At 59.2% G+C, this 16,996-nt stretch carries 15 protein-coding genes; 11 read left to right on the top strand and 4 right to left on the bottom strand.

Annotated elements, in window-relative coordinates; all coding sequences use genetic code 11:
• The first annotated feature begins 149 nt into the window (after positions 1 to 149).
• The 5 genes from DA915_RS07380 (at position 150) to hflX (ending at position 7,148) form a co-directional block, all read left to right on the top strand.
• Positions 150 to 2,411, top strand: a complete 2,262-nt coding sequence (locus tag DA915_RS07380; protein ID WP_003502626.1) for a PAS domain-containing sensor histidine kinase — start codon at positions 150 to 152, stop codon at positions 2,409 to 2,411.
• The gene (locus DA915_RS07385) at positions 2,401 to 3,765 is read left to right on the top strand and encodes a sigma-54 dependent transcriptional regulator (protein ID WP_003502628.1); all 1,365 of its coding nucleotides are present in this window, start codon (positions 2,401 to 2,403) and stop codon (positions 3,763 to 3,765) included. The genes DA915_RS07380 and DA915_RS07385 overlap by 11 nt, the downstream gene beginning before the upstream one ends.
• 48 nt (positions 3,766 to 3,813) lie before the next feature.
• Positions 3,814 to 5,190 (top strand): Trk system potassium transporter TrkA, encoded by a 1,377-nt coding sequence (gene trkA, locus DA915_RS07390; RefSeq protein WP_060724158.1) that lies wholly within the window; start codon positions 3,814 to 3,816, stop codon positions 5,188 to 5,190.
• Positions 5,191 to 5,374: 184 nt separating this feature from the next.
• Positions 5,375 to 5,617 carry an RNA chaperone Hfq gene (gene hfq, locus DA915_RS07395; RefSeq protein ID WP_003496145.1) on the top strand — a complete coding sequence of 81 codons (243 nt, stop codon included), beginning with the start codon at positions 5,375 to 5,377 and terminating at the stop codon, positions 5,615 to 5,617.
• A gap of 91 nt (positions 5,618 to 5,708) precedes the next feature.
• Complete coding sequence (gene hflX / locus DA915_RS07400) at positions 5,709 to 7,148, top strand: GTPase HflX (RefSeq protein WP_170318977.1); 1,440 nt, start codon at positions 5,709 to 5,711, stop codon at positions 7,146 to 7,148.
• A gap of 195 nt (positions 7,149 to 7,343) precedes the next feature.
• Here the strand turns inward: hflX and mazG are convergent, their stop codons facing one another.
• Together mazG and DA915_RS07410 are read right to left on the bottom strand one after the other, a co-directional pair.
• Positions 7,344 to 8,189: a nucleoside triphosphate pyrophosphohydrolase gene (gene mazG / locus DA915_RS07405; RefSeq protein ID WP_107675652.1), complete on the bottom strand. Its 846-nt coding sequence runs from the start codon at positions 8,187 to 8,189 to the stop codon at positions 7,344 to 7,346.
• Positions 8,190 to 8,255: 66 nt separating this feature from the next.
• Positions 8,256 to 8,888: a deaminase gene (locus DA915_RS07410; RefSeq protein ID WP_371412707.1), complete on the bottom strand. Its 633-nt coding sequence runs from the start codon at positions 8,886 to 8,888 to the stop codon at positions 8,256 to 8,258.
• Between the two features lie 218 nt (positions 8,889 to 9,106).
• Here DA915_RS07410 and cysG point away from each other — a divergent pair, with 218 nt between their 5' ends.
• The 5 genes from cysG to DA915_RS07440 all read left to right on the top strand — a co-directional run bounded on the left by cysG (position 9,107) and on the right by DA915_RS07440 (position 14,030).
• Positions 9,107 to 10,570 carry a siroheme synthase CysG gene (gene cysG / locus DA915_RS07420; protein ID WP_107675522.1) on the top strand — a complete coding sequence of 488 codons (1,464 nt, stop codon included), beginning with the start codon at positions 9,107 to 9,109 and terminating at the stop codon, positions 10,568 to 10,570.
• Entirely contained in the window at positions 10,563 to 10,877 is a 315-nt protein-coding gene (locus DA915_RS07425) for a DUF2849 domain-containing protein (protein ID WP_020012470.1), read from the top strand. Before cysG ends, DA915_RS07425 begins: the two co-directional genes overlap by 8 nt.
• 8 nt (positions 10,878 to 10,885) lie before the next feature.
• Entirely contained in the window at positions 10,886 to 12,556 is a 1,671-nt protein-coding gene (locus DA915_RS07430; protein WP_107675523.1) for a nitrite/sulfite reductase, read from the top strand.
• Between the two features lie 10 nt (positions 12,557 to 12,566).
• Positions 12,567 to 13,073 (top strand): DUF934 domain-containing protein, encoded by a 507-nt coding sequence (locus DA915_RS07435; protein WP_107675524.1) that lies wholly within the window; start codon positions 12,567 to 12,569, stop codon positions 13,071 to 13,073.
• 144 nt (positions 13,074 to 13,217) lie between these two features.
• Positions 13,218 to 14,030: a ferredoxin--NADP reductase gene (locus DA915_RS07440; protein ID WP_003502669.1), complete on the top strand. Its 813-nt coding sequence runs from the start codon at positions 13,218 to 13,220 to the stop codon at positions 14,028 to 14,030.
• A gap of 60 nt (positions 14,031 to 14,090) precedes the next feature.
• Here the strand turns inward: DA915_RS07440 and DA915_RS07445 are convergent, their stop codons facing one another.
• The gene (locus DA915_RS07445) at positions 14,091 to 15,431 is read right to left on the bottom strand and encodes an MFS transporter (RefSeq protein WP_192886432.1); all 1,341 of its coding nucleotides are present in this window, start codon (positions 15,429 to 15,431) and stop codon (positions 14,091 to 14,093) included.
• A 133-nt stretch (positions 15,432 to 15,564) separates the two neighbouring features.
• Here DA915_RS07445 and DA915_RS07450 point away from each other — a divergent pair, with 133 nt between their 5' ends.
• Complete coding sequence (locus tag DA915_RS07450) at positions 15,565 to 16,068, top strand: hypothetical protein (RefSeq protein WP_107675525.1); 504 nt, start codon at positions 15,565 to 15,567, stop codon at positions 16,066 to 16,068.
• Positions 16,069 to 16,113: 45 nt separating this feature from the next.
• On the opposite strand, the gene DA915_RS07455 is transcribed toward DA915_RS07450, so the two are convergent.
• Entirely contained in the window at positions 16,114 to 16,917 is an 804-nt protein-coding gene (locus DA915_RS07455) for an endonuclease/exonuclease/phosphatase family protein (RefSeq protein WP_107675526.1), read from the bottom strand.
• Positions 16,918 to 16,996 lie beyond the last annotated feature (79 nt).

The raw sequence follows: 16,996 nt of genomic DNA on the forward strand, positions 1-16,996 counted from the left end.
AATGTTGACAAGGCCGCATCTGTCGTTGCATTTTCGCCACATTGTGTTGCTTGGAAAACACTAGGAGGGAGAGAGATTCGCCGAACTGCGGTGAATCTTGCCTGACTTCAGGAATGTGGTGCTGGCTGGCCAGCGATTGGGAGTAGTTGATGCGGAAACCCGCCGCCGAAAACGCCGTTGCTGACGAAGCAGCGGGCATGGTGGTTGCCGATCGCAGGATGTCTTTCGCTCTGCCGGGGCTGGTGCTCGCCGGCGTCGCCCTCGTCTGCGCCATCATTACCCTCTTCGTGCTGCTCGGCGTGACCCCGATTGCGCCGACATCCAACGTCGTCATCGCTTCCGTCGTCATCAATTCGATCTTCGTGATCGGCCTGATCTTTCTGATCGGCCGCGAAATCAACCGCCTGCTGAAAGCCCGGAAAAAGGGCAGGGCGGCGGCGCGTCTGCACGTGCGCATCGTCGTGCTTTTCTCCATCGTGGCGATCACGCCCGCCGTGCTTGTCGCCATCTTCGCCAGCCTGACGCTGAATGTCGGTCTCGACCGCTGGTTTTCGCTGCGCACGCAGTCGATCGTCGATTCCTCCAGCAACATCGCTCAGGCCTATATGATGGAAAATGCCGGTTATCTTCAGGGCCAGACCCTGTCGATGGCCACCGATCTCGACCGCAACCGCGCGCTTTTTTATCTAGACCGCACCGGCTTCGTTGATCTCATGACCCGTCAGGCCAAGGGACGCGGCCTGCTTGGCGCGTTTCTGGTGCAGGAAGACGGCGACGCCGTCGCGCAGGCCGATATCAAGACGGAAAAACCGCTTCCCGCCATTCCGCATGACGCGCTTGAAAAGGCCGCCGCCGGTCAGCCGACGTTGATCCCGCCTGGCATCACCAACCTCGTTGGCGCGATTATCAAGCTCGAAGGCATTAGCGGAACCTTCCTTTACACGGTACGCGCCGTCGATCCCAAGGTCATGGGCGCAATGCGGCTGATGGAGGAGAACCGCGCCGAATACAAGGCGATGGAAGCCGGTCGCGCGCCGCTGCAGATCGCCTTTGCGATCCTCTATCTCGGTTTTGCGCTGATCGTGCTTCTGGCGGCGATCTGGACGGCGATCGCGGTCGCCGACCGTATCGTGCGCCCGATCCGGCTTCTCATCAGTGCCGCAGACAGTGTCGCCACCGGCAACATGCATGTGCTGGTGCCCGTGCGCGCCGTTGATGGCGACGTCGGGCGTCTGTCGCGCACCTTCAACAAGATGGTCTCGGAACTGCGCAGCCAGCAGGAACAGATCATCGAGGCGAAAGACGATATCGACGATCGTCGCCGCTTCATCGAGGCGGTGCTTTCGGGCGTTACCGCCGCCGTCATCGGCGTTGACGAGAACCGCAAGATCACCATCGTCAATCCTTCGGCAGAAGAATTCGTGGCGCTTTCTTCCGACCAGTTGATCGGTGCGCAACTGTCGGAAATTGCGCCTGAAATCGAAGAGGTCGTGACCGAGGCCAACACCTGGTCGCGCGGCAACTTCCGCAAGCAGATCAATATCATGCGGCGCGGCAAGGAGCGTACCCTCAATGTGCAGGTGACCCGCGAGGACGCCCGCGACAGCCGCGACAGCTACGTCATCACCCTTGACGACATCACCGATCTCGTCATCGCCCAACGCTCCACCGCATGGTCGGATGTGGCGCGACGCATCGCTCATGAAATCAAGAACCCACTGACGCCGATCCAGCTTTCCGCCGAGCGCATCAAGCGCCGTTTCGGCAAGCAGATCGATGAAAGCGACCGCGCCATTTTCGACCAGTGTACGGACACCATCGTCCGGCAGGTCGGTGATATCGGCCGGATGGTCGACGAGTTCTCGGCCTTTGCGCGCATGCCGAAGCCGACCAAGGAAAAGTCGGACCTGCGTTCGATTTTGAAGGATGCGGCGTTCCTGCGCGAAATCAGCGCCGCCGACACGAAATTCTCAACGGAACTGGGCGACATCCCGCTGGAGGGCATGTTCGATGCCCGCATGCTGGGACAGGCCTTCGGCAATCTCATCAAGAATGCGACGGAAGCCATCGAGGCGGTGGAAGGCGAAAAGCGTCCGGGTAAAATCCTGGTGCGCGCCTCCTTCGACGAGGCCAATTCCCGTTTCGTGGCCGACATCATCGACAATGGCCGCGGCCTTCCCGTCGAGAACCGTCACCGCATTCTCGAACCCTATATGACGATGCGGGACAAGGGCACAGGCCTCGGCCTCGCCATCGTCAAGAAAATCATCGAAGAACATGGTGGGTATCTGGAGCTCCATGATGCCCCGGCCGAATTCGACCATGGCCATGGCGCCATGATCCGAGTGCTGCTGCCCTATATCGAGGCGGTCGGCAGCGAAAATAACAAGGAAGCAGCATATGGCGTCTGATATTCTGGTCGTGGATGACGAGGCGGACATTCGCGAAATCGTAGCGGGCATTCTTTCCGACGAGGGACACGAGACCCGCATGGCGTTCGACAGCGACAGCGCGCTGGCCGCCATTTCGGAACGCGTGCCGCGCCTGATCTTTCTCGATATCTGGATGCAGGGTTCGAAGCTCGACGGTCTGGCGCTGCTGGACGAAATCAAGAGCCGTCATCCCGAAATTCCTGTCGTCATGATTTCCGGTCACGGCAATATCGAAACCGCCGTCAACGCCATCAAGCGTGGCGCTTTCGACTTTATCGAAAAGCCGTTCAAAGCCGACCGGCTGATCCTGATCGCCGAGCGGGCGCTGGAAAACTCCAAGCTGAAGCGCGAGGTTCAGGAACTCAAGAAGCGCACCGGTGACGCGGTTGAACTCGTTGGTGCGTCACTTGCCGTGTCGCAGCTTCGCCAGACCATTGACAGGGTGGCCCCCACCAACAGCCGCATCATGATCCTCGGCCCCTCCGGCTCCGGCAAGGAGCTGGTGGCGCGCATGGTGCACAAGAAATCCTCGCGCGCTACAGGACCTTTCGTGGCGCTCAATGCCGCGACGATCACGCCCGACCGCATGGAAATCGCGCTTTTCGGCACGGAAGGCCTGCCCGGACAGCCACGCAAGGTAGGTGCCTTGGAAGAAGCCCATCGCGGCGTTCTTTATCTCGATGAAGTCGGCGAAATGCCGCGCGAGACGCAGAACAAAATCCTGCGCGTGCTGGTCGACCAGCAATTCGAGCGTGTCGGCGGCGGCAAGCGGGTGAAGGTGGATGTGCGCATCATTTCCTCGACCGCCCACCATCTCGAAAGCCTGATCGCCGAAGGCCAGTTCCGCGAGGACCTCTATCATCGCCTCGCCGTGGTGCCGGTGAAGGTGCCGGCGCTTTCCGAGCGCCGCGAAGATATCCCCTTCCTCGTCGACATGTTCATGCGGCAGATTTCCGAACAGGCTGGCATTCGCCCGCGCAAGATCGGGGATGACGCCATGGCCGTTCTCCAGACCCACGACTGGCCGGGCAATATCCGCCAGCTTCGCAACAATATCGAGCGGCTGATGATTCTGGCGCGGCCCGAAGGCGGCGAAGCGCCGATCTCGGCCGACATGCTGCCGGCGGATATTGGCGACATGCTGCCGAAGATTTCGGCGCAGGGCGATCAGCACATCATGACCCTGCCGCTGCGCGAAGCGCGTGAAATGTTCGAGCGGGACTACCTGATGGCCCAGATCAACCGCTTCGGCGGCAATATTTCGCGCACGGCGGAATTTGTCGGCATGGAACGGTCGGCGCTGCATCGCAAACTGAAATCTCTCGGCGTATAAGGAATCTAGGCGCTTTGCCGTAACCGATTATTCCGTCAGAGAGACAGCATGAAAGTCATCATTTGCGGCGCAGGGCAGGTGGGTTACGGCATCGCCGAACAATTGTCGCGGGAGGATAATGAGGTATCGGTCATCGATACCGCTGCGCCGCTTATTACCGCCATAACCGAGACGCTGGACGTGCGCGGTTATGTCGGCCATGGCGCCCATCCCGACATGCTAGCCAAGGCCGGCGCCGACCAGGCCGACATGATCATCGCCGTTACGCTGCATGACGAGATCAATATCGTCGCCTGTGAGGTGGCGCATGCGCTCTTCAGCGTGCCGACCAAGATCGCCCGCATCCGCGACCAGAGCTATCTGAAGCCGGAATATGCCGATCTCTTCAGCCGCGAGAACATGTCCATCGATGTGACGATTTCTCCGGAAGTCGAAGTCGGCAAGATGGTGCTGCGGCGTATCGCCTTTCCGGGCGCAACCGACGTCGTGAGGTTCGCGGAAGATACGATCTACATGCTGGCCATCGAATGCATGGAAGATTGCCCTGTCATCAACACACCGCTGCAGCAACTCTCCAGCCTCTTTCCCGACCTCATCGCCACGGTGGTTGGCGTTTACCGGGATGGTATTCTGAAGGTGGCGCATTCTTCGGAACAGTTGCGGGTGGGCGACCTTGCCTATGTCATCTGCCAGCGCCAGCACGCCCGCCGTACCCTAAGCCTCTTCGGTCACGAGGAGCAGGAAGCGCAGCGCATCGTGATTGCGGGTGCCGGTAATATCGGCCATTTCGTCGCGCACAAGATCGAGGAGATGCAGCCGAAGACGCGGGTGAAGATCATCGAGTCGGACCGCGACAGGGCGGTTGCCGCATCCGAGCAGTTGAGCCACACCATCGTCATGCATGGTTCGGCGCTCGATCAGAAAATCCTGATGCAGGCCGATATTCAGGATACCGATCTGATCGTCACGCTCACCAACAATGACCAGACCAATATTCTGGCCGCCGTCATTGCCAAGCAGCTCGGCTGCAAATCGAATCTGGCGCTCTTGAACAGCACGTCATTCCACGATGTCGCCCGTTCTCTGGGGCTCGATGCCTATATCAATCCCAGAGCCGTGACGATCTCCCGCGTGCTTCAGCATGTGCGCAAGGGTCGCATCCGTTCGGTCTACGCCGTCCAACGCGGTTCGGCGGAGGTAATCGAGGCGGAGGCGCTGGAGACATCGCCGCTGGTCGGCCAATCCTTCCGCGACATCGATATGCCCGAAGGCGTGCGCATCGGCGCGATCTATCGCGACGGTGTGGTGATCCGTCCTGACGGCAGCACGAAAATCAAGGCGAAGGACCGTGTCGTGCTCTTTGCATCCGCCGATGCGGTGCGCGACGTGGAACAACTTTTCCGTGTTTCGATACAATATTTTTGACTGTCCCGAATCGAAAATGCGGGTCAATACTCGTACCCGTCAGGCTGTTTTGACCGTTGCGGAACGGAACATGATTTGATACCAGAGTTTGAGGTCAGCCAAGCGGGGGACAAGACTTGGCCGGCTTATTATTGATTGATTATTTTCCGGTATCCCTGCCGGCAAAAAAGAAAGAAGCGGCGCTATGGCGGAACGTTCTCAAAACCTTCAGGATCTCTTCCTCAATACCGTTCGTAAGCAGAAGATTTCGCTCACGATTTTCCTGATCAACGGCGTCAAGCTGACGGGCGTTGTTACCTCCTTCGACAATTTCTGCGTGCTTTTGCGCCGTGACGGTCATTCGCAGCTGGTCTACAAGCATGCGATCTCCACCATCATGCCCGGCCAGCCGATGCAGATGTTCGAAAGCGAAGAAGGCGCGGCCTGATCGGCTCCCTCGACGGATATTCGATATAGACTGACCCGGATCGGGAACATTTCCCGTTCCGTCAGGTTAATTCCCATGGCCGCCCGCGCGGATGCGGTCGGCCGCAATCTTCTTTCTGGATAAGGCTGAGCCCATTTCGACGCGCGACACTTCGAACGAATCGATCATTCCGGAGCAGGAAAAGCGCCGCGACGACATGCGCGCGGTTGTCCTCGTGCCCGTCCTCAAGCAGCAGCGCGAAAATCGCGATGCGGCGGCAGGCCCCGTCGCTCCCGGCCGCTCCGTTGAAGCCAAGCTTGAGGAAGCCAAGGGTCTGGCGCTCGCCATCGATCTGGAGGTGACGCAGGGTCTCATCGTTTCGGTGAACCAGCCGCGCCCGGCGACATTGTTCGGAACCGGCAAGATCGAGGAAATCGGCCATCTGCTCGATGAGACGGATTCCGGCCTGGTGATCGTCGATCATCCGCTGACCCCGGTGCAGCAGCGAAATCTCGAAAAGCAGTGGAATGCCAAGGTCATCGACCGCACGGGTCTCATCCTTGAAATCTTTGGCCGCCGCGCCTCCACCAAGGAAGGCACGTTGCAGGTTGATCTCGCGCATCTGAACTACCAGAAGGGCCGCCTCGTCAGAAGCTGGACCCACCTTGAACGCCAGCGCGGTGGTGCGGGTTTCATGGGCGGTCCGGGTGAAACGCAGATCGAGGCCGACAGACGATTGCTGCAGGATCGCATCGTAAAGCTCGAGAAGGAGCTGGAGCAGGTGGTGCGCACCCGCCAGCTTCACCGCGCCAAGCGCCGCAAGGTGCCGCATCCGATCGTGGCGCTGGTCGGTTACACCAATGCCGGTAAATCCACGCTGTTCAACCGCATCACCGGTGCTGGCGTTCTGGCGGAGGACATGCTGTTCGCAACCCTCGATCCGACATTGCGCCGGATGAAGCTGCCGCATGGCCGCACTGTCATCCTTTCCGATACGGTCGGTTTTATTTCCGACCTGCCGACGCATCTCGTCGCCGCCTTCCGTGCAACGCTGGAAGAGGTGCTGGAAGCCGATCTCGTTCTGCATGTGCGCGACATGTCCGATCCGGATAATGCCGCACAGTCTGCGGATGTGCTACGTATTCTCGGCGATCTCGGCATTGACGAGAAGGAGGCCGAAAAGCGCATCATCGAGGTCTGGAACAAGGTCGACCGTCTCGAGCCGGAAGCGCATGACGCCATCATGCAGCGCGCCGAAGGCCGCTCGGATATTCGCGCCGTTTCGGCAATCACGGGTGAGGGCGTTGATGCCCTGATGGACGAGATTTCAAAGCGCCTCTCCGGTGTGCTGACGGAAACGACCGTCGTGCTTTCCGTTGAGCAGCTGTCGCTGATTTCCTGGGTCTACAGCAATTCCATCGTGGATGCCCGTGAAGACCATGAGGACGGATCGGTGGCGCTCGATGTGCGCCTGTCGGAAACGCAGGCCGCCGAGCTGGAGCGCAAGCTTGGTAAAGTGACCATCCGCGAACGCGAGGACTGGGAGCGCTAAGTGCTCCGAAAGGGGTGCGAGGATTTCCTCAAATTCGACGTCATCTTCGGGCTTGCCCCGAGAATCCAATCACGTTGAGTAGAATCGACAGGTTGCAGATCCTCGGGACAAGCCCGAGGATGACCTCGGCGTGATTGGCTCGACGCACCATTCCCTCTGACGGCGCCAGCCAAAGCGCCCGCAGCATCTCCGCGATCAGAACGAAACCGTATCAAGTGAGCGTTCGATGCGTTTCGCCGCCTGCCACAAATCTTCCATCCGCTCAAGGCTCGCTTCTTCCAGCGTCTCGCCATTTTCGGTGAGCGATGTTTCGATGTGATTGAAACGCCTGCGGAATTTCGTATTGGTGCCGCGCAGCGCATCTTCCGGATCCGCTTTGACATGCCGGCCGATATTGACGAGGGCAAAGATCAGATCGCCGAGTTCGTCCGAGACTTTCTCCGGTTTCCCCTCCGCCAGCGCCTCACGCAATTCGGCGATTTCCTCCTCGATCTTGTCTAGAATGGGAGCGGGATCTGACCAGTCGAAACCGGCGCGCGCGGCCTGTTCCTGCAGCTTCAGGGCCTCGGTGAGCGCCGGCTGGCTGCGCTGCACGCCGCCCAGAAACCCGGCCTTGAAATCCTCGGTGATACCCCGGCGGGCGCGGCGCTCTGCACGTTCGCGTTTTTCCTCGGCCTTGATCCGGTCCCATTGCAGCTTGACGCTGTCAGGTGTATCGGCCTCGGAAACGGCAAAGACATGCGGATGGCGGCGGATCATCTTCGAGGTGACAGCCTCAACCACGTCGCCAAAGGCGAATTCGCCCCGTTCCTCGGCAATGCGGGCGTGGAAAACCACCTGCAAGAGAAGGTCGCCCAGTTCCTCGCAAAGATCGTCCATGTCCTTGCGCTCGATAGCGTCGGCGACTTCATAAGCTTCTTCAATGGTATAGGGCTTGATCGTCTCGAAGGTTTGCACAACATCCCACGGGCAACCGGTTTCCGGCTGGCGCAGGGCTTCCATGATCTCGATCAGGCGGGAAATATCCTTCGAGGCTTCCATATGTCTCAAACCTTCGTTCTTCGCTTTTTTGCGCATTATCCTGACGGAAAACCGCCTGGAAGGGCTCTAATTCAACGGAATGTCGTTGCCGCTCTTTGACGACTGATAGCTGGTGGAAAGATCGTCATAGGCGGCCTTGATACGGGCCGTCTGCACCTTCAGCGTGGTTTTCAGCGGATCGTCTTCGCCCTCCACCAGATCGGCGATGAAATACGAGTTCCAGAAGGCATTGTTTCGGCGATATCCGCCCGGCTCCAACCCGAAAACCTCTTTCAGGATTTTCAGATCGTGCGGGATTGCGAAAGCGTCGCGTGAATCCTCATGGCTGAAAAAGGAATAGAAATTGTCGAAGCCGGCCCAGGTGATGGCGGACATGCACATGGTGCAGGGTTCGTGGGTGGAAAGAAAAATCAGGTCCTTGGTGTTCGGCTTTTCGCCCAGTTCGTAAAACCGCTTCAGCGTGTGCACTTCGCCATGCCAGAGCGGGTTTTCCAGTTCGTTATTGGTCTCCGCTATCACCAGCGACAGATCGGATTTGCGTAGGATAGCCGCACCGAAGACCTTGTTGCCGAGGCTGACGCCGCGCGCCGTCAAGGGCAGAATATCGTGTTCGATGATATCGAGAAGGCGGGCGGCGAGGGTGTGGCTGGTCAAGGGTCTGATCCTTCGTGCCGCCTCAAGGAAAAGCGGTCTTCGCATGGAGAAATCGACGGGTAATCGTTGCTCCTTGTTCGGCGCGGGTACCTGCTTTGTCAAGGGATTCTGAGTGGATTCTCAGGCCTTGCGCAGGCGCGAAAAAGGGCTACCGGTTTGTTTTCCTCCAAAACCGGGGTCTTCGAGAAATAAAAATCCAGGTGTCGGAAAGGCTTGAATTTCTGTTTCTTCAATCTTGCACCGCAATGCGAGATATATGTCCAATGCACAACGAACATGATTTTTCCGCTGCTGGCGACCGCCTTTCTACCTTCCCCGCCTTCTTCCGGGTTGAGGGACGGCAGGTCGCTGTGTTCGGTAATGGTGATGAAGCGTTCGCGAAGGTAAGGCTGCTCGCCAACACCAATGCGTATATTGTCGCCTATGCTGACCAGCCGGAAGCGGATTTTGTGCGCTATCTCCGCGAGAACGGCATTGATCATCGGGCTTTGGGTTTCTCCAGCCAGTTGATCGAAGGCGCGACGTTGGTTTTTGCCGCCACCGGGGACGAGGCGCTGGACCGCCAGATCGTTACGGCTGCGCGCGCTAAGAAAATCCCCGCCAATGCGGTGGACCAGCCGGAATTTTGCGATTTCTTCACCCCGGCGCTCGTCGCCCGCGCCCCCGTCGCCATCGCCATTGGCACCGAAGGGGCAGGGCCGGTTCTCGCCCAGATGATCCGCGCGCGCATCGACCAGATGCTGTCGCCGTCGCTCGGCAAGCTTGCGCGCCTTGCCGTGCAATATCGTGACGCCGCCGAGCAGAATGTTCCCAAGGGAGCCTTGCGGCGCAATTTCTGGCGGCGGTTCTTTTCCGGTGCTGTCGCGGATGCCGTTGCTCTCGGCGATACGCTTTCCGCCCGCGATGCCGCTGACCGTCTGCTGCAATCGCCTGAACGCAGCGAAGGCCGTGTCTGGCTTGTCGGCGCCGGTCCGGGTGCGGAAGACCTGCTGACGCTGCGCGCGCAGCGCGTGCTGATGGAGGCCGACGTCATCGTTTATGATGCGCTGGTACCGCAGGCGATTGTCGATATGGGCCGCCGCGACGCCGAAAGACTGTCTGTCGGCAAGCGCAAGGGCTGCCATACGAAGTCGCAGGACGAGATCAACCGCCTGCTGGTGCGTCTCGGTAAGGATGGAAAACGCGTCGTTCGCCTGAAATCCGGCGATCCACTGGTCTATGGCCGGGCGGGTGAGGAAATGGCGGCGTTGCGTAATGCCGGCATTGGCTACGAGATCGTGCCCGGCATCACTTCGGCTTTTGCCGCCGCTGCGGATTTCGAGTTGCCGCTGACGCTGCGCGGTGTCGCCTCGTCGCTGATTTTCACCACCGGCCACGATCTGACCGGCGACGTTCTGCCCGATTGGGCGCGTCTTGCCGTTTCCGGCGCAACAATCGCCGTCTATATGGGCCGCAGCGTTGCCGCTTCGGTGGCGACAAGGCTGATCGAGGCAGGGCTGGGCGTGGAGACGACGGTGGCCGTCATCGAAAATGCCAGCCGCGCAGATCGCCGCCTGCTGCATGGCACATTGAACGATCTGCCCGACCTCGAACATCGCGATGAACTGACCGGTCCGGTCATGGTCATCATCGGCGATGCGGTGGCGGGCGCCAATTTCGACAGGTCCGAGGCGCTTGCGCTTGCTGCGAGGCCAGTGAACCTTAAACGGGAGTATGCAAATGGCTGACAAGGTTTTGACCGCCAACCGCCTGGGCGATGGTATCGCCGTCTGGCTCGACGCCAATGGCGAATGGACGGAGAACCTGCAGGGTGCGATCGTCGCGCGCCATGCGGAGGCCGTTGCCTCGTTCGAGGAAATCGGCAAGCGCGATTTTTCCGCCAACAAGGTCGTCGACGTGAATATCGTCGATGTCATTGAGGAGAACGGCAAGCTTTGGCCGACGCGGCTTCGCGAGCGCATTCGCGCCGCCGGCCCGACCATGCACTATGCCAACGGCTTCAAGCCGGCCGATGCAGCATTTATCGCAGTCTGAGGAAGAATATGTACCGTTACGACGAATTCGATCACGCATTTGTTGAAGGCCGCGTGGCACAGTTTCGCGATCAGGTAGAGCGCCGGCTGTCCGGTGAGCTGGCCGAGGACGCGTTCAAGCCGCTGCGCCTGATGAACGGCGTATACCTCCAGCTCCATGCTTACATGCTGCGCGTCGCTATTCCCTACGGTACGCTGAATTCGAAGCAGATGCGGATGCTGGCCCATATCGCCCGCAAATATGACCGGGGTTATGGCCACTTCACCACCCGCCAGAACATCCAGTACAACTGGCCGCGCCTTTCCGACACGCCGGATATCCTGTCCGAACTGGCGAGCGTGGAAATGCATGCGCTGCAGACCTCGGGCAACTGCATTCGCAACGTGACCGCCGATCATTTCGCCGGTGCTGCGGCAGATGAAGTCGCCGATCCGCGTCCTTATGCGGAAATCCTGCGTCAGTGGTCCTCCGTGCATCCGGAATTCTCGTTCCTGCCGCGCAAGTTCAAGATTGCGGTAACGGGTGCCGAGCGCGACCGCGCCGCCATTCAGGTCCACGATATCGGCCTGCACCTGAAAAAGAACGACAAGGGTGAGATCGGCTTTGCCGTTTATGTCGGCGGCGGGCAGGGCCGTACGCCGATGATCGCCAAGAAGATCCGCGACTTCCTGCCGGAAGAAGATCTGCTGTCCTACACCACGGCCGTCATGCGCGTTTATAACCTGCACGGCCGCCGTGACAACAAGTACAAGGCGCGCATCAAGATCCTTGTGCACGAGACGGGTGCGGAAGAGCTGGCCCGTCAGGTTGAGGTCGAGTTCGCGGAACTGAAAAACACCGAATTGAAGCTGCCGGATGCGGATATCGCCGCCATCACCGCCTATTTTGCACCGCCGGCAATGAAGGATCGTCCTGAAGGCTGGGAAAGCCTGGCGCGCTGGAAGCGTGCGGATGAGGGTTTTGCCCGTTTTGTCGAGCAGAACGTTCAGCCGCACAAGCATCCCGATTACGGCATGGTGACGATCTCGCTAAAGCCGATCGGCGGTATTCCGGGCGATGCGACTGACGAACAGATGGAACTCGTCGCCGATATCGCCGCGGAGTATGCCTTCGACGAAATCCGCATCAGCCACGAGCAGAACATCATCCTGCCGCATGTGGCGCTGGCCGATCTCGAACCGGTCTATCGTGCACTTGTGGGGGCGGGGCTGGCAACCGCCAATGCCGGGCTGATCACCGATATCATTGCCTGTCCCGGGCTGGACTATTGCGCGCTCGCCAATGCGCGCTCCATTCCGCTCGCGCAGGAAATCTCCACCCGTTTCGGCGCGCATGAGCGTCAGTTGGAAATCGGTGAGCTGAAGATCAAGATTTCCGGCTGCATTAATGCCTGCGGCCATCACCATGTCGGCCATATTGGCCTTCTGGGTGTGGAAAAGAAGGGTGCCGAACTCTACCAGATTACGCTTGGCGGATCGGGTGACGAAAACACCTCGATCGGCGAGATCATCGGTCGCGGTTTCGAGCCGGAAAAAGTGACCGACGCGGTGGAAACCATCGTCGACACCTATCTGGGCTTGCGCCTTTCGAAGGAAGAGAACTTCCTCGAAGCCTATCGCCGTGTCGGACCGCAGCCTTTCAAGGATGCGCTCTACGGTTCCGCCGCTGAAGCCGCCTGAGGAGATTGCCATGACGAAAATCTGGAACCGCGACGGCTTCGTGGAAAACGATCCCTGGGTGATCGAAACGGAAGAGCTGAAGGCTGGGGCTGAGCAAAAGCCGGTGCTGCCGCTTGCCGATTTCCTTGTCCGCGCCGCCGAAAGCAACGATATCGGCCTCGGCGTTCTGATTACGCCTGCCGACGATGTCACGCGGCTCGAACCCTATCTCGACCGTATCGAGCTTGTGGCCGTGAGCTTTCCGGCCTTTAATGACGGCCGTGGTTTCAGCCACGCCTCGCTGCTGCGCAGCCGTCTTGATTTTGCGGGAGAGGTGAGGGCGGTTGGCGATGTGCTGATCGACCAGGTGCCGCTGATGCTGCGCACCGGCTTTACCAGCTTTGCGGTGACGAACGACACGGCGATCCGTCGTCTGTCCGAAAATCGCCTGCCGGAAATCCCGGTCTATTACCAGCCGACGGCCCGGCCGGCCAGTGGTGGCGAGGCCTATAGCTGGCGCCGTCGTGCGGCCCAATGACACGTTGCGTGGAAATATGAGTTTCGGATACATATTTTCTGCGCATGGCAGTATTGATATTCTCATGCCTTCAAACCGCGACAAAAATGGTATAATTGCCCGGTCGAAGAATGTCGCTTATCGAATGAATGGACGGAACCTGAAATGAACGCGCCAGCCAAGACGGAAGATTTCGCGATCAAGATACCTGATGGTGTTTACGCCGAGACGGTTTTGTCGGTGGAGCATTATACGGATCACCTGTTCCGTTTCCGCATGACGCGTCCGGCTGGCTTCCGTTTTCGTTCAGGCGAATTCGCCATGATTGGCCTGATGGTCGGCGAAAAGCCGATCTACCGCGCCTATTCCATCGCCAGCCCCGCCTGGGACGAGGAACTGGAGTTCTTCTCGATCAAGGTTCCTGATGGCCCGCTGACCTCGCATCTTCAGGCGATCAAGCCCGGCGACACGGTTCTGATGCGCAAGAAGCCGACAGGCACGCTGGTTCTGGACGCGCTGACACCCGGCAGACGGCTTTATATGTTCTCGACCGGCACCGGCATTGCGCCTTTCGCAAGCCTGATCCGCGATCCGGATACCTATGAAAAGTTCGAAGAGGTCATCCTCACCCATACCTGCCGCGACGTGGCCGAGCTGAAATACGGTTTCGATCTGGTCGAGGAAATCAGGAACCACGAATTCCTGAACGAGATCGTCGGCGACAAGCTCAAGCATTACGCCACCGTCACCCGCGAGGACTACCCCTTCAAGGGCCGCATCACCACGCTGATCGAGAACGGCAAGCTGTTTGCGGATCTCGGTGTGCCTGCGCTCGATCCGACAATCGATCGCGGCATGATCTGCGGTTCCTCGGCCATGCTGAAGGACACCAAGGAGCTGCTTGAAAAGGCCGGCCTCAACGAAGGCGCCAATAACAAGCCCGCTGAGTTCGTTATCGAGCGCGCTTTCGTCGGATAAAGCCGACATTTGATAAGGTTTATGAAGGAGGCCGCAAGGCCTCCTTTTTGTTTGTACGGCCTACTGAGGCAGTGCTTCGTCGTCCTGCTTCGGGGCGATTTCGTTTCGGTAGATAAAAAACAGGGCGATAGCGATGGCCGATATGCCGCCGCCGACCAGATGCGAAAGCGCATAACCGCCTTTGGTGACCAGCCAGCCGGCAACGACGTTGCTGAGAGAAGCACCCACGCCCTGCACCATCATGACGCTTGCAAGCCCGACATTGAACCGGCCTGTTCCCTTGAGAATGCGTTCGGCCGCGACGGGTGTCACGATGCCTAAAAGACCGGCGCCGATGCCGTCGAGCAACTGCACCGGAAAGATCACCCAGAAATCCGTGAAGGCGGAGGCAAGCAGGCCGCGGATCGGCAGGGCGGCAAGCGCGATCAGAAACACGGTCGCAAGACCGAAGCGAAGGATCAGCCACGGCGCCATCGCTGCGACGAAGATCATAGCAAATTGCGCGACGCCGGTAATGATCGCCGTCGTGCGGAACGGTGTCTGTAATTCGATGGCGAAATTCTGCGCGATGAGCCGTCCCATCGGCGCATTGCCGAAGTGGAAGATCAGAAGAATGATGGCGAGGAATATCAGGCCGCGTTCGTGAAGCAGCACGTTGATGCCGGATGGCCCCGGTTCGCCCTTGTCTTCGGCAAGGCCGCGCGCAACCTTGTGGTCGATCCTGTCAGGATCGATGGCTGCTGCCGCAACAAGCGCACCGGCCGCAGTCAGCAGCATCAGCCCGATGACGCCATGCAGGCCAAAGAAGGAGACGGCAATGTAAGTGGCGAAAAGCGACGCGAAATTGCCGCCGTGGTTCCAGAATTCGTTTCGCGATATCTGACGGGAGAACAGGCGTTCACCGACGAGGCCAAGCGTCAGTCCGGCCAGCGCCGGGCCGACGACGGCACCGACGACCGCCGTCATGATCTGGCCGGTCCAGACGATCCACACATCCGGAAAGATCAGCGTGATCAGCGCGCCGACAGTCACGAGAACGACGGGAACGGCAATCAGCGTTCTTTTCCACGTCGTGCCATCCACCAGCGCGCCGCACAGCGGCGTGGCAAGCAGACCGACGAGACCGCCGACCGTGGCGATCATCCCGAGTGAAAGCGAAGACCAGCCCTGTGTCGCTAAAAATGCGTCCAGAAACGGCCCTAGACCGTCGCGGGCATCGGCCAGAAAAAAATTCAGTGCTGCAAGGGCAAAAAGCGTGCGGTCTGAAATGCCACCGCTGCGAGGCAGACCGCCGGAAGGCAGGCTGCCGCGCGGTGCCGAAACGCCGATAGTCGTCATGAAATATGCTCCGAAAAATATGCAAGAGGTGATCAGAAATTGATCGAGGCTGGCGAGAAACATCTGTGCCCGCATTTGGTTGCATTGACACGACAGAAACATAAGTCCTTCGATATTTTGCTCGTTGCAGAATAGGCCGGAGGAACGTTTCGCGGTGCAAGCGAGTTAGTCTTCGAAGAAAAACCGGATACTCGCCATGAAGACCAAGGCTCTCGCAATTTTATTTTCTGCCGGATTGCTCGGCGCACAGCCCGCGCATGCGGATGAACGCGAATTCCTTTCGTCGCTGAAAGGCACATGGGCGGGCAAGGGAACCGTGATTACTCGCATCGGCACGCCGCCCATCAATGTGAACTGTACGCTTAATTCCAATGCGGGGGCCTCGTCGCTCAACATGTCCGGCACTTGCCGGGGACTGCTCGTCGTAAGGCGCGCGATAGCCGCCGATCTCTCGGCGAAGGGTGGACGCTATAGCGGTGCCTATACCGGTCCTTCCGGTCGTCCGTCTGCGCTTTCCGGCAAAAGGCGGGGAAACGCGATCAACCTCACGGTCCGCTGGAATCGCGACATCAATGGTGATCGCGTCGCCGCCATGACCATCGAAAAGGTTGGCGCCAATAGCCTGCGCCTGCGCACCACCGACAAGGATGGCCGGACCGGCAAGACGGTGGTGACGAGCGATATCCGGCTGGTGCGCTGAGGCAGCGGGCCGTGAAAAAATGACAGACGAGGCTGCTCGGGGTCTTTAGCTGAACTCGAGCAGCAAAGGGCAGTGGTCCGAGACCTCCGGCTGCCCCACCACATTGAAGTGATCGACCTTCACAGCCGGATTGACCAGCATGTAATCCGCATAACGGTTCGGTTTGGCATAATGCGATGTCCGGGTGTCGGTAAAGCCGCGTGTCGTCACGAGTTCGATGAGATCCAGTTCCTTCAGCACAGTGAAGGTCTCACTGTCAGGCAGAACATTAAAGTCACCGCAGACGACGATCCGGTCGCCATCTTCCGCAATGTTTTTGACAAGTTGCACGAGGCGTTTTGCCTGCGCCAGACGGGCAGGGATATCGTGTTTGCCGTTGGGGTCGCGCAGCCCGTGCATATGGGCAATGACAACCGGTTGACCGGTCGTGAAATCGAAAACCCTGATGGCGTGGCCCGTGCGAGACCGTGGATGATCGCCGTATCCATCTGCGGAAAAGGTGCCGTGCACGAAACCCTGAGCCTGCGCAACGATGGCAATGGATTTGCGCACGAAGGTCGCCAGCCCCCATTGGGAAGGATACCTGATCTCACCATGCCAGAGATCGCCCTGCGCCGCCGGGCAGAAAATCGCCAGATGATTTGGCAAGGCCTCGGCGATATCGCTGAAGAAGTTCGCTCTTTGCGGCAGGTCGATGCCGTGATCGCGATAGCTCAGCCAGTCCTGCAAGGCAGTCGGCGTGTGCACCACCTCTTGCAGGCAGAGAATATCGGGATCGGATGAGGCGATATAGGGAACAAGCTCGTCATGAAGCTTTCCGCCCCAACCATTCAGGCAAATCAGACGCATTCACACTCCATCACCGCTTGATTGTGGCACCCGTTTTAGCATGGAACGGATGGCGATCAATCGTGTGCAGCGAGGTCGT

Origin of the sequence: Agrobacterium sp. LAD9 (assembly GCF_003031125.1) — a bacterium.
In the GTDB taxonomy this organism is placed as follows: domain Bacteria; phylum Pseudomonadota; class Alphaproteobacteria; order Rhizobiales; family Rhizobiaceae; genus Agrobacterium; species Agrobacterium radiobacter.